The organism is Streptomyces daliensis, from assembly GCF_054782395.1.
On sequence record NZ_BAAGSO010000027.1, the window covers coordinates 19,413 to 31,519 of the forward strand.

General features: G+C 72.7%; 15 protein-coding genes. 11 read left to right on the forward strand and 4 right to left on the reverse strand.

Annotation, left to right across the window (positions count from 1 at the left end; translation table 11 throughout):
• Nucleotides 1–18 precede the first annotated feature (18 nt).
• Nucleotides 19–480 (forward strand): Fur family transcriptional regulator, encoded by a 462-nt coding sequence (locus ACYVOO_RS06115; protein WP_461014609.1) that lies wholly within the window; start codon nt 19–21, stop codon nt 478–480.
• A gap of 65 nt (nt 481–545) precedes the next feature.
• A complete protein-coding gene (ygfZ, locus tag ACYVOO_RS06120) occupies nt 546–1,523 on the forward strand; it encodes a CAF17-like 4Fe-4S cluster assembly/insertion protein YgfZ (RefSeq protein ID WP_461014610.1) in 978 nt (325 codons plus the stop codon).
• Between the two features lie 30 nt (nt 1,524–1,553).
• Here the strand turns inward: ygfZ and dtd are convergent, their stop codons facing one another.
• On the reverse strand, nt 1,554–1,979 hold the full coding sequence (dtd, locus tag ACYVOO_RS06125) for a D-aminoacyl-tRNA deacylase (RefSeq protein WP_461014611.1): 426 nt from the start codon (nt 1,977–1,979) through the stop codon (nt 1,554–1,556).
• Nucleotides 1,980–2,472: 493 nt separating this feature from the next.
• Here dtd and ACYVOO_RS06130 point away from each other — a divergent pair, with 493 nt between their 5' ends.
• From ACYVOO_RS06130 to ACYVOO_RS06140, 3 genes are all read left to right on the forward strand, one after another.
• Nucleotides 2,473–2,964 carry an RsiG family protein gene (locus ACYVOO_RS06130; RefSeq protein ID WP_461014622.1) on the forward strand — a complete coding sequence of 164 codons (492 nt, stop codon included), beginning with the start codon at nt 2,473–2,475 and terminating at the stop codon, nt 2,962–2,964.
• 144 nt (nt 2,965–3,108) lie between these two features.
• A complete protein-coding gene (locus ACYVOO_RS06135) occupies nt 3,109–4,101 on the forward strand; it encodes an asparaginase (protein WP_461014612.1) in 993 nt (330 codons plus the stop codon).
• Nucleotides 4,102–4,174: 73 nt separating this feature from the next.
• Nucleotides 4,175–5,479: a GNAT family N-acetyltransferase gene (locus tag ACYVOO_RS06140; RefSeq protein ID WP_461014613.1), complete on the forward strand. Its 1,305-nt coding sequence runs from the start codon at nt 4,175–4,177 to the stop codon at nt 5,477–5,479.
• Nucleotides 5,480–5,543: 64 nt separating this feature from the next.
• On the opposite strand, the gene ACYVOO_RS06145 is transcribed toward ACYVOO_RS06140, so the two are convergent.
• Nucleotides 5,544–5,720 (reverse strand): hypothetical protein, encoded by a 177-nt coding sequence (locus ACYVOO_RS06145; protein ID WP_461014614.1) that lies wholly within the window; start codon nt 5,718–5,720, stop codon nt 5,544–5,546.
• Between the two features lie 261 nt (nt 5,721–5,981).
• Between ACYVOO_RS06145 and ACYVOO_RS06150 the strand changes: the two genes are divergently transcribed.
• From ACYVOO_RS06150 to ACYVOO_RS06160, 3 genes are all read left to right on the forward strand, one after another.
• Nucleotides 5,982–6,857 (forward strand): winged helix-turn-helix domain-containing protein, encoded by an 876-nt coding sequence (locus ACYVOO_RS06150; RefSeq protein WP_461014615.1) that lies wholly within the window; start codon nt 5,982–5,984, stop codon nt 6,855–6,857.
• 102 nt (nt 6,858–6,959) lie between these two features.
• Entirely contained in the window at nt 6,960–7,676 is a 717-nt protein-coding gene (locus tag ACYVOO_RS06155; protein WP_461014616.1) for an HAD family hydrolase, read from the forward strand.
• Nucleotides 7,677–7,843: 167 nt separating this feature from the next.
• Nucleotides 7,844–8,263, forward strand: a complete 420-nt coding sequence (locus ACYVOO_RS06160; protein ID WP_453348986.1) for an ankyrin repeat domain-containing protein — start codon at nt 7,844–7,846, stop codon at nt 8,261–8,263.
• A gap of 87 nt (nt 8,264–8,350) precedes the next feature.
• Here ACYVOO_RS06160 and ACYVOO_RS06165 read toward each other — a convergent pair whose 3' ends face one another.
• Nucleotides 8,351–9,556 carry a MerR family transcriptional regulator gene (locus ACYVOO_RS06165; protein WP_461014617.1) on the reverse strand — a complete coding sequence of 402 codons (1,206 nt, stop codon included), beginning with the start codon at nt 9,554–9,556 and terminating at the stop codon, nt 8,351–8,353.
• Between the two features lie 96 nt (nt 9,557–9,652).
• Nucleotides 9,653–10,399, reverse strand: coding sequence for a class I SAM-dependent methyltransferase (locus tag ACYVOO_RS06170; RefSeq protein ID WP_461014618.1), 747 nt, complete (start codon nt 10,397–10,399; stop codon nt 9,653–9,655).
• Nucleotides 10,400–10,458: 59 nt separating this feature from the next.
• Between ACYVOO_RS06170 and ACYVOO_RS06175 the strand changes: the two genes are divergently transcribed.
• The 3 genes from ACYVOO_RS06175 to ACYVOO_RS06185 all read left to right on the forward strand — a co-directional run bounded on the left by ACYVOO_RS06175 (nt 10,459) and on the right by ACYVOO_RS06185 (nt 11,947).
• On the forward strand, nt 10,459–10,710 hold the full coding sequence (locus tag ACYVOO_RS06175) for a type II toxin-antitoxin system prevent-host-death family antitoxin (RefSeq protein ID WP_461014619.1): 252 nt from the start codon (nt 10,459–10,461) through the stop codon (nt 10,708–10,710).
• A 105-nt stretch (nt 10,711–10,815) separates the two neighbouring features.
• Nucleotides 10,816–11,253, forward strand: coding sequence for a helix-turn-helix domain-containing protein (locus ACYVOO_RS06180; protein ID WP_461014620.1), 438 nt, complete (start codon nt 10,816–10,818; stop codon nt 11,251–11,253).
• A 97-nt stretch (nt 11,254–11,350) separates the two neighbouring features.
• Entirely contained in the window at nt 11,351–11,947 is a 597-nt protein-coding gene (locus tag ACYVOO_RS06185) for a hypothetical protein (RefSeq protein WP_461014621.1), read from the forward strand.
• Nucleotides 11,948–12,107: the final 160 nt, after the last annotated feature.

A 12,107-nucleotide genomic window follows, 5' to 3' on the forward strand; every position in this document is an offset into this window, starting at 1 on the left:
ACCTCCTACACTGGGCGTGTGGTAACCACCAACTGGCAGAGCGACCTCCGCGCGCGCGGGTACCGGCTGACCCCGCAGCGCCAGCTCGTGCTGGAGGCCGTGGACAAGCTGGAGCACTCGACGCCGGACGACATCCTCGCCGAGGTGCGGCGCACGGCGGGCGGCGTGAACATCTCCACCGTCTACCGCACCCTTGAACTGCTGGAGGAGCTGGGCCTGGTCTCCCACGCCCACCTCGGGCACGGGGCACCCACGTACCACCTCGCCGACCGCCACCATCACATGCACCTGGTCTGCCGGGACTGCACGGACGTGATCGAGGCCGATCTGTCCGTGGCCGCGCCCTTCACGGACCAGTTGCGCGAGAAATTCGGCTTCGAGACGGACATGAAACACTTCGCGATCTTCGGACGGTGCGGGAAGTGCGCGGCGGCGTCTTCGGACGAGGACGAAGGCGAAGGCGGCCGGGGCGAGAAGTAGCCCCGGCCGACGGGAGCGCGAGGGCGCGGGAGCCGTTCGTCGCCGTGCCGTCGTAGGCTGACGGTATGTCCTTCAACAGCCCGCTCCTCAGCCTCCCGGGCGCCGTCGCGGCCGAGGGCCCGGACGAGGGCGTCGCCGCGCACTACGGCGACCTCTTCCGGGAACAGCGCGCGCTCGCCGACGGCACCGGGTTCGTCGATCTCTCCCACCGCGGCGTGCTCGCCGTCTCCGGCGAGGACCGCCTCTCCTGGCTGCACCTGCTGCTGACCCAGCACGTCAGCGAGCTGCCCCCGGGCCGTGCGACGGAGGCGCTGGTCCTCTCCGCCAACGGGCACGTCGAGCACGCGCTCTATCTCGTCGACGACGGCGAGACGGTGTGGTGCCACACCGAGCCAGGTACCCAGGCCGATCTGATCGCCTACCTGGAGAGCATGCGGTTCTTCTACCGCGTCGAGATCGCCGACCGCACCGAGGAGTACGCGGTCGTGCACCTCCCCGCTGGCTCCATCGTGCAGCCGCCCGAGGGCACGGTCGTCCGCGAGACTCCGCACGGCCGGGACCTGTTCCTCCCCCGCACCTCCCTCAAGTCCTTCGCCGACGCGGCGGCCCCGGCCATCGGCGTCCTGGCGTACGAGGCGCTGCGCGTCGAGGACCACAGGCCACGGCTCGGCATGGAGACCGACCACCGCACCATCCCGCACGAGCTGGGCTGGCTGGAGACGGCCGTGCACCTCGACAAGGGCTGCTATCGCGGCCAGGAGACCGTGGCGCGCGTCAACAACCTGGGGAAGCCGCCGCGCCGCCTCGTCTTCCTGCACCTGGACGGCAGCGAGGTCCGGATCCCCGTGCACGGCGATCCCGTCCGCCGCGCGGAGGACGGCCCGGAGGGCCGCCCCGTCGGCTTCGTCACCACCTCGGCCCGCCACCACGAGCTGGGCCCGATCGCGCTGGCCCTGGTGAAGCGGAACGTGCCGGTGGACGCGCCGCTGATCGCGGGCGAGGACGCGACGGCGGCGGCGCAGGAGGTCGTCGTCGCGCCGTAGCCCCCAGGGGGCCGCGAACCGAAGCCGGGGCTAGACCTCCACCAGCACCGTGAACGGGCCGTCGTTCGTGAGCGTGACCTTCATGTCCGCTCCGAACCGGCCCGTCGCCACTTCCGCGCCCAAGGCGCGAAGCTGCGCGACCACTTCGTCGACGAGCGGCTCGGCGACGGGTCCAGGCGCCGCCGCGTTCCACGTGGGGCGGCGGCCCTTCCGGGCGTCACCGTAGAGAGTGAACTGGCTGATCACGAGCAGCGGTGCCCCGAGATCCGAGCACGACTTCTCGCCCTCCAGGATCCGCACCGACCACAGCTTGCGGGCGAGTTGCGCCGCTTTGGCCGCCGTGTCGTCGTGCGTGACCCCGACCAGCACACACAGTCCCTCGCCGACGATCTCGCCGACGGTCTCGCCGTCCACGACGACGCTCGCGCCGTTCACCCTCTGCACCACAGCTCGCATACGGCCATCATGCCGTGCCCGCCGCGAAGCCCCGCAAGGGCCGTTCCCTGGCCATTACGGGGGCCGCCGGATGGGTGCCGATCCGCTGCGCGGGAGCCTCCCAGAGTGGCACGATGCGCACACGCGGTGCGTAACACTGTTACCGCGGCAAAAGGGGACGAGGGGACAACAACCCATGAATACAACCGGAGCCGGGAGGACGCCCGGCGGCGTTCCGGGCGCCCGTACGAGCAGGGCCGCCGTCTCGAAGCGGGACGGGTCCGGGCCGGTGGCCGGGCCCGGCGGCGAGGCGCCGGAAGCCGGTGCGCCGGAGGCCGACGCGGCGGGGGCCGGGCCCGGCAGCCAGGTACCGGGGCAGGTACCGGGGCAAGCACCTGGCCAGGTACCCGTACCGGCGTCCGGCACGACCTCCGGCTTCGGCTCCGGCGCCGGTTCCCGCGTCGCGGCACTGCTGCACCCGGCACCGCAGCACGGCGGCGAACCGTACGACGCGCTGCGCGACCCGGGCCAGCCGGACCTGCACGCGCTGCGCCTGCCCGAGCTGCGGACGCTGCGCAAGGGCGCGCAGCGCGAGGAGGCGGACCTCAGCTACGTCAGGCGCCTGCTCCAGGGGCGCATCGACATCCTGCGGGCCGAGCTGGCGCTGCGTACGTCGCCCAGTTCCCCGCTGATCGACCTGCTGCCGGAGATCCTGACCGACAGCCCGTCCACCCACCGCTCCTCCGCGCGCCACGTGACCCTGGGGACCCCGTACAGCGAGGAGTACCGGCTGCTGGCCGAGGAGATGCTGGCCGAGGTCGAGCTGAGCGATCTCGCGGCGCGGACGGACGACGAGCTGCGGGACGCGATGGGGCGGCTCGTGCGGTACGAGCAGCGGGTCTCCGGGCGGCGGCAGTCGTTGCAGCAGACCGCCGACGGGTGCAGCGCGGAGATCGCCCGCCGCTACCGCGAGGGCGAGGCCCAGGTCGACGACCTGCTCTCCTGAAACCGGGAGGCCCTCGCCCCGTTGGGAAGGGGACATAGGGGGCGGTTACCGTGAGGGTGACGTACACGTACACCACCCGCACCACAGCCCCCACCCGCGAAGGGACAGCCGCCGCGCAGGGGGTGTCAAGGGAAGGCCGCCCCGATGTCCACCGCCACCCCCGTCATATCCGCAGCGCACGACGGCCGGGCCGCAGCGGCTCCGCCGGTGCTCGCCGAGATCGTCCGCTCGGGCTTCGTCGAGGGCCACCACCGCGGCTCGCTGGTCGTGCTCGCGGCAGACGGCACCGTCGACTGGTCGCTGGGCGACGTAGCGAGCCCGGTCTACCCCCGGTCGTCGAACAAGCCGTTCCAGGCCACGGCCGTGCTCCGCGCCGGTCTCGACCTCTCAGGCGAGCGGCTGGCGCTGGCGGCGGCGAGCCACTCGGGGGAGTCCTTCCACCTGGACCTGGTCCGCGAGATGCTGGCCGAGCACGGCCTGGCCGAGACGGACCTCGGCTGCCCGGCCGATCTGCCCCTCGACCGCGAGGAGGCGGAGCTGTACCTCGCCGCAGGGCACGCCCGCGCCCGTACGACCATGAACTGCTCGGGCAAGCACACCGCCATGCTCGCCGCCTGCCGCGCCAACGGCTGGCCCCTGGACAGCTACCTCTCCCCCGAGCACCCCCTCCAGCGCCTCGTGCGCGACAGCCTGGAGTCGCTGGCGGGCGAGCCCGTCGCGCACACGGGCACCGACGGCTGCGGCGCCCCGCTGATGGCGGTCTCGCTGACGGGCCTGGCCCGCGCGTTCCGCGCCCTCGCGCTGGCCCCGTCGACGACGCCCGAGGGCCGGGTCGCCGAGGCCATGCGCGCGCACCCCGAGTACGTGGCGGGGACCCGCCGCCACGACACCTGGCTGATGCGCGAACTGCCGGGCACGGTCTCGAAGATGGGCGCCGAGGCGGTCCAGGCGGTGGCGCTGCCCGACGGGCGTGCCCTCGCCTTCAAGCTCGACGACGGCGGAGCGCGCGCCCTGGGCCCCGTCCTCGCCCGTGCCCTCGCGCGCTGCGGCGTCGAGGCGCCCGTGGTGGCCCGTATCGCCGAGGCGCCGCTGCTGGGCGGCGGCGCGACGGTCGGCGAGGTCAGGGCGGCGTTCTGAGGAGGGGCCGGCCCTTTCGAGGCCGGGGAAAACCCGGTGCGCGGCCCGGAACGCCCCGCTTAGCGTGACGGCCATGACCTTGGACATCCGCACCCTTGCCGCCGCCCCCGACGAGTTCCCCGACTGGCTGCGCGCCGTCGCCACCGGCTTTCTGCGGGTGCCGGACATCTCGCCCGAGGAGGTGACGGTCAGGCGCGCGGACGCCGACCTCACGCGGACCGTGGGCGCGTACGACGACACGTACGGCGACGCGCACGGCGACGCGCACGGCGAGGGGCACGGCGGGGGGCGGCGCTGCGTCGCGACGTTCCGCAGCTTCCCGCAGGAGCTGACCGTCCCGGGCGGCGCGCGTGTGAACGCGTGCGCCGTCAGCAACGTCACCGTCGCCGCCACGCACAGGCGCCGCGGGCTGCTCACGCGGATGATGGCGCGGGAGCTTCGCGCGGCGAAGGAGCGCGGCGAGGTGCTGGCCTCGCTGACCTCCGCCGAGTATCCGATATACGGACGCTACGGCTTCGGTCCCGCCGCCTGGTGCGTCGAGTACGAGGTGGAGACGGCCCGTACAGGGCTCGATCCCCGCTACTCGGGCCCTGCCGACGGCGGACGCGTCGATCTCGTGGACGGCGAGGAGGTGCGCCGCGTCGCGCCCGAGCTGTACGACAGGTTCCGCGCCCAGCCGCACCGGCAGGGCGTCATCGAGCGCGGGACGTCGTGGTGGCGGCGGCACACGGGCCTCGACCGCTTCGACGGCGACGGCTTCACGCCCCGTTTCCACGCCCTGTACCGCGACGCGGACGGCGTGCCGCAGGGCCTCGCCGCGTACACCGTCGACGACCACTGGGAGGCCAAGCTCCCGGAGGAGACGGCCACGGTGCTCTCGCTGTTCGGGACGACCCCGGCCGCCGAGCGGGCCCTGTGGCTCTTCCTGCTGTCCATGGACTGGGTCTCCCGCGTCCGTACGGGCCTGCGCGCCCCCGACGACATCCTCCCCCTCCTCGTCCCCGACCCCCGCGCGGCCCGCATCAAGGCCAGGTCCGACTTCCTGTGGCTGCGCCCCCTGGACGTGCCCGCGATGCTGGAGGCGCGCTCCTACCCCGTCACCGGCACGCTGGTGCTGGACCTGCGCGACGAGGCGGGGCTCGCCGGCGGCCGGTACCGGCTGGAGGCGGGGCCCGAGGGCGCGAAGTGCGTGGAGACGCGCGAGGACGCCGACCTCTCGATGGAGATCGGCGAGCTGGGCACGCTGTATCTGGGCGACGAGTCCGCGACCCGGCTCGTGGCTCTGGACCGCGTCGAGGAGCACGGGGAGGGCGCCGCGACGACGGCCGACGTCCTGTTCCGCACGGCCAGGCGGCCGTGGTGCCCGGACGTGTTCTGAGGGTGCGGAGATCGAGCTGCCCTCGCCCGCCCCTCCCCTCCGGGGGCGGGTGAGGACGGCCCGGTCAGACGAGCAGCATCGTCAGCACGACCGCGCCGACGCAGCTGCACGTCACGTTCCTGGCCTTCACACCGATGGTCAGCAGGCAGAGCCCGATGACCCCGACAACCCCGAAGTGCCACTCGATGAGCTGCTCGAATCCGACGATGACGGCGGCGAGAGCGAGAGCGAACAGAGGCATGGCGTTCCCCTCCTTCGGAAGGCGCGGAAGACGCGGAAGACGCGGTGAAGGTGCGAGCGGTGCGGAGGCCGGCCCATACGCCGTCGGACGGGCGGGGAGCGGAGGGAAGGACGCCCTTACCGTGGGATCGCTTGGCGGACTTGGTCACCATCTCGATCCGGTTGTCTCCAACTCACTTACCAACATTCCCAGTTGGTGACAACTTAAAAACTGTTGGCGAACAACTCTGCGGCATTGTCCGGAAGTTGTAACGTCGTACGTGTGACAGAGAAGAGCGCCCCACCGAATGGCAGGCCGCCCCACGAAGTGGTCGCCGCCACCCTCCGTGAGCGCATCAGGGCGGGCGATCTGACCGAGGGCACCCGCCTTCCCACCCAGAAGCACCTGGTCAGCGAGTTCGACGTCAACCGCACCGTCGTACGGCAGGCACTGGAGACCCTCAAGCGCGAGGGCTTCCTGACGGACACGGGGCGCGGCGCGCCACCGACCGTAGCCGTGCCCGCCACGCAGTCCGAGGCCCCGCAGACCTCGGGCACGGAGCTGTCCGAACGCCTGTACGAGGCATTCCGCGCCAAGCACGTCACGATTGACTCGTTCTCGCTCACCACGGAGACGTTCAACAGCGCGCTCTCGGGCGCACGCCTGGGCGTCTTCGACCGCGAGCTGACGCCGGAGTCGGTCACGGTCCGCGTCATCGTCCCGAGCCCGACGGCCCGCCTCGCCATCCCCCGCCTCATCGACGACCCGGACGACCCACGGGTCGTGGAACGCCTGCACGAGTTGCAGCGCACCTGGACGAACGCGCTCAGGCTGAGCCTGGAGGGGCTGCGGGACCGCGGGCACATCGCCGAGGTGTCGTGCGAGATACGGACCGTGGCCGCCACACCGCTGCACAAGCTCTATCTGCTCAACCGCACCGAGGCGCTGATGGGCTACTACCGCGTGCTGGAACAGCAGGTCACGCACCAGGGCGAGCAGCTCGACATCTTCGACGTGCTCGGCATCGACGCGAACCTGTACCGCTCGTCGGCCGGTCCCGACTGCCGCGACGAGCAGGAGGCGAGCTTCGTCAAGGACTCGCAGCAGTGGTTCAACTCCCTGTGGGACCACATCTCCGAGCCGTTCCCCGCCAACTAGGCGTGTGGTCGGCGGGGCGTTGGCGGGGTGTCGCCCGCGTCCTGTACGTGAGCCCCGCGCCAGCAGATAGTTGTACCCCCTGTCGGCTAACCGAGGAACGCGATGCGTGATCTCATCGGCCCCGCGAAGTGCGTGATCTTCGACTTCGACGGCCCCCTCTGCCACCTGTTCCACCGCTTCCACGCGCCCGGTGTCGCGGACCGCCTGCGCGAACTGATCCCGGCGGCCCACCCCGGAAACGGCTCCCTCTCCTCGGACACCCCCTTCTCCGGCGTCGAGGACCCCTACGTCATCCTCCAGCGGGCCTTCGCCGACCCCGCCTCCGTCGCCGACGGCACGGCGCACGCCGTCGAGCGCGCGCTGACCCGCGAGGAGGTGCGGGCCGCGTCGCACGCGTATCCGACCCCGTACGCCGACAGCCTCGTGCGCACGCTCAGCTCGACGGGCAGGCGGCTGGCCGTCGCCACCAACAACGCGCAGCAGGCGGTGGAGCGCTATCTGGAGACGCGGCTGACCGGCGCGCTGTTCGCCGGGCACGTCCACGGGCGCTGCGCGGACGCCGGGCTGCGGCTGAAGCCGGATCCGGACTGCCTCGTGCGGGCGCTGGAGTCGACGGGCACGGCGCCCGGTGACGCGCTGATGATCGGCGACGCGCCGCGCGACCTGGCGGCGGCCCGCGCCGCCGGGGTGGCCTTCCTCGGCTACGGGCGCAACGAGCGCAAGGCGGCGGCGCTGCGCGCCGCGGGCCTGGAGGCGGAGGACATGGTGGACTCGCTGCGGGACGTGCTGAAGTGCGTCGATCCAGGCGCGCACGTGTGAGGTGGGGCGGGGTGCGGTGGGCCGGGGTGCGGTTCGCAGACGTGGGCACGCGGTGCACCGTACGTAAGGTGGTCGGCGCACCCCGCGCACCCGCGTTCCGCGCGCTCCACGCGCTCCACGCGCTCCACGCGACCGAGCAACCTCGCACACGAGGAGGACGATCAGCGATGACCGACGCCCCCACCCCCGAGACGAACGAGCCCGCGCACGACCCCGAGGTGCTGGAGCTGGCCCAGAAGATCTTCGACCTGGCGCGGCACGGCGACACCGACACGGTCGCCGCCTACGTCGACGCGGGCGTCCCCGCGAACCTCACCAACGACAAGGGCGACTCCCTCATCATGCTCGCCGCCTACCACGGCCACGCCGCGACCGTGAGCGCGCTGCTGGCCCGGGGCGCCGACGCGAACCGCGCCAACGACCGGGGCCAGACCCCGCTCGCGGGCGCGGTCTTCAAGGGCGAGGACGAGGTCGTACGGGCGCTCCTCGCGGGCGGCGCCGATCCGCGCGAGGGGCAGCCGTCCGCGGTGGACACGGCCCGGATGTTCGAGAAGCGGGAGCTGCTGGAGCTTTTCGGCGCGGAGTGACCCACCGGGGGCCCGGGGGCTCCGGAACCCGGGGGCTCCGGCACCAGGCGGATCACGTCACGCCACGCCACGCTACGCCACACCACGTCACCCGGCCGACGTCTCCGCCGCGCTCCGCTCCCGTACGTCGGCGACCACGCAGCTCACGTTGTCGGGGCCACCGGAGTCGCGGGCCAGCGCGACGAGTTCGCGCACCGCGGCGCCGGGGTCCCTGACCGTCGTGACCACCCGGCGGATCTCGTCCGCCGGGACGACGGCTGACAGCCCGTCGGAGCAGAGCAGATAGCGGTCGCCGGGCCGCGCCTCGTGCAGGCGCAGGTCAGGGGTGGAGTCCGCGTCCCGGGCCAGGGCGCGGGCCAGCAGCGCCCGCTGCGGGTGCGACGCGGCCTCGTCCGCGCTGATGCGGCCCTCGTCGGCCATCGCCTGCACGAGGGTGTGGTCGTGGGTGATCTGGAACAGCTCCCCGTCCCGCAGCAGATGGGCACGGGTGTCCCCGATGTGGACGAGGGCCAGCTGGGAGCCGGTCCAGAGCATGGCGGTCAGCGTCGTGCCCGCCCCGTGGGGCCCCTGCTCCTGTCCCCGGCCGCCGGACGCGGTCGCCGTCGCCGTCGCGTCGTGCACGGCGCGGCCCGCCTCCTCGACGGCGTCCTCCAGCGCGTTGAGGAGGCCGCCCGCGGGGACGCCGTCCGTCTCCAGCCGCTTGAGCGCCTCGACCGCAGCGGCGCTCGCGGGCGCCCCCGCGGGCCCGTACCCGTCGGCGACGGCGAGCAGCCGGGAGCCCGCGTAGGCGGTGTCCTGGTTGCTCTCGCGGACGAGACCGGGGTCGGAGAGCGCGGCGTAGCGGATCTCCATGGGAGGCGTGTTGCCAGGGCTGTCCTGGTTGTTCGGGCTGTTCGGGCTGTTCGGGTTCACGGCGGTGTCCTTCCTGGACAAGTGGTCGACGAGGAAGGCGGCGAGGTCCCGTCGCGCGGCGGTCTCCGTCTCGACGCGCGCCCAGTACGCGCGCACCTCCTGGGCCGCGGCACCGGGCCCGGCGTCCGAGCCCGTGTCCGAACCCGCCTCCGGGCCCTCCGCCAGCACGCACACCTGGCGGATACGGGCCAGCGGCATCCCCAGGCGCCGGAGCCAGGCCACCAGCCGGGCGCGCTCCAACTGCGCGGGGGCGTAGTGGCGGTAGCCGGTCGACGGGTCGACGTGGACGGGCTCCAGCAGCCCGAGTTCGTCGTAGAGACGCAGCGCCTTCGGCGAGAGCCGGGACGCCTTGGCGAAAGCGCCGATGGTCAGCAGCTCCATGCCCGCCCCCTCCCTCCTCGTGCCCTCCTCGTGCCCTCCTCGTGCCGGGCACACCGCCCGGCGCTCCCGATGCTGTGGCCTCCCCCAAGGTGAAGGTCAACGGCCCTGCCGAGGGTCCGGCCTGCGCGCGAGGAAGACGAACTCCAGCCCCGGCCGGTCGGGCGCGTCGCGGACGTCCTCCACCACGTACCCGTGCGCGGTCAGCTCCGCCTCGACCTCCTCGCGCTCGCGGAAGCGCAGCGTCGAGTCCGACGTCAGCACCTGCCCGTCGGCGTCGAACACGTAGGTCGAGCGGAACGTCACCAGCGGCCCGTCCACCTCGGTCACCTCCACCCAGTGCTCGACGGCGCCCACGCCCGGCACCTCGGCCACGCCGTACGTGGCCGCACGGGTCCACCCCTCCCAGGCACGCCGCGCCGGGACCCGGGTCTCGAACACCAGGCGCCCGCCGGGCCGGAGCGCCTCATAGGCCCCGCGCAGCGTGTGCCGCCACGCGGACGGGTCGGCGACGGCCTGGGCGACGTTCCCCGTCATCGTCGCGAGGTCGGCCCCCAGGCCCGGCGGCAGCGCCGTCACATCACCGTGGACCCAGCGCACCCGCTCGCCGCCTGGCTTGCGCCGGGCCACGTCGAGAGAGGCCCGCGCGGGATCGACCCCGACGACCTCCACCCCACGCCCGGCCAGCAACAGCGCGAACACCCCCGTCCCGCACCCGATGTCCAGCACCCGCCGCGCCCCGTGCTCCTCCGCCACCCGCAGATACGCGTCGAGATCGCGCCGACCGGCCTCGACGGCGTCATAGACGACGGCGAGCCGCGGATCCCCGTACTGCTCATCAGCCATGCGCCGAAGCTACGCGCCCGAAGTCCGTGCGGCGATGAATCTTCCGTCATCGTGTGGTCATGACTGAGATCGCCATCGGCAAGGCCCGCTCCGAACTCGGCGACCTGGTGCACCGCGCCGCCCACAGCCGGGAGACCATCGCCCTCACCGACCACGGCCACGTGGCCGCTCTGCTCGTATCGCCCCAGGTCATAGAGGACCTCGAAGACTCCCAAGCCATCGCCGAGCGTGAACGGCGCGAGGCGGAGGGCGCCTTGGGCGAAGGCATGTCGCACCAGGAAGTCGGACGGCTGCTCGGGCTGCGCCCGTGACGTGCGCCCCTCTGGCCGCCGGGCCGAGGTCGGCCAGTTGTGCGACGGGACACTTTTGCAAGCGGGCGCTTGCAAAAGTTAGCAAGGGCGAGGCACTGTAGGGGCATGGCTTCCCTGAACGTCGGCAACCTCGGCGAGTTTCTGCGGGAGCAGCGGCGGCAGGCCAAGCTCTCGCTGCGGCAGCTCTCCGACGCGGCGGGGGTGTCGAACCCGTATCTCAGCCAGATCGAGCGCGGGCTGCGGAAGCCGAGCGCCGAGATTCTCCAGCAACTGGCCAAGGCGCTGCGGATATCGGCGGAGACGCTGTATGTGCAGGCCGGGATTCTCGACGAGCGCGATCGCGAGGACCTGCTGCACGTTCCGGCCGCGATCCTCGCCGATCCGTCGATCAACGAGCAGCAGAAGCAGGCGCTGCTCCAGATCTACGAGTCGTTCCGGAAGCAGAACGGGCACGGCCCCGACGGCAAGGACGACACCTCCGGCGACGAGGCCGGGGAACCGGCGGCAGAACAGGCCGGACCCGGGGACACCAGGAAGCCGTAGCCGGCGCGGAAGCGGCGCGGCAGCAGAGCGGCACAACGTCACACACAGGCGCCCCACCAGGCGTCACGCGGCACGACCCACCAGGGAGGGACCCTCAATGCCCAACACGGACGAACTGCGCAAGAACCTGACCGACGCGACCCCGCTGTACTTCGCCGCCGGTGTCATCGACAAGATCCGCGAAGAGGCTCCGGAGCGGATCGCCGCCGTGCGTGCCACGGACCCCAAGGAGGTCCAGGCGAAGGTCAGCAAGCAGGCCAAGGAGACGCAGGCCAAGGTCAGCGAGGTTCTGGGCACGATCGACGCCGACATCAAGAAGCTGCGGGAGCAGGCCCAGCACTACGCGCTCCAGGGCGTGGGCGTCGCCGCCGAGTACGCGGTCAAGGCACGTGAGGCGTACGACGAGTACGCCGAGCGCGGCCGGGGCGCCGTGAAGACCTGGCGCGGTGAGGCCGCGGACACGGTGGCTCCCGAGGAGTACACCGTCGAGCGCGAGCCGGTGAAGGTGGCCGAGCCCCCGGCCGGTTCCGGTTCCGGCTCCACGAGCGGCTCCGGTTCCACGAGCGGCACCAGCGGTTCCGGCACCAGCTCCAGCACCGGTACCGGCACCAGCTCCGCCAGCGGCGCGAAGAAGACCACCGCGGCCAAGAAGACCACGACCGCCAAGAAGACGGCGCCGAAGTCGGACTCCTGAGTCCCGGCGCAGCGCGAGGAGCGGGCCGGGTGCCGGACAGGCGCCCGGCCCCTCCCGTCGCCCCTCCCCGTCACCACGCCCCTAGGTCGTTTCTGATGGCTCTTGCTGGGGTGGGTGGATCAATGCTGGGGATGGGCAGGCGCGTCGTATGGTGCGGCGA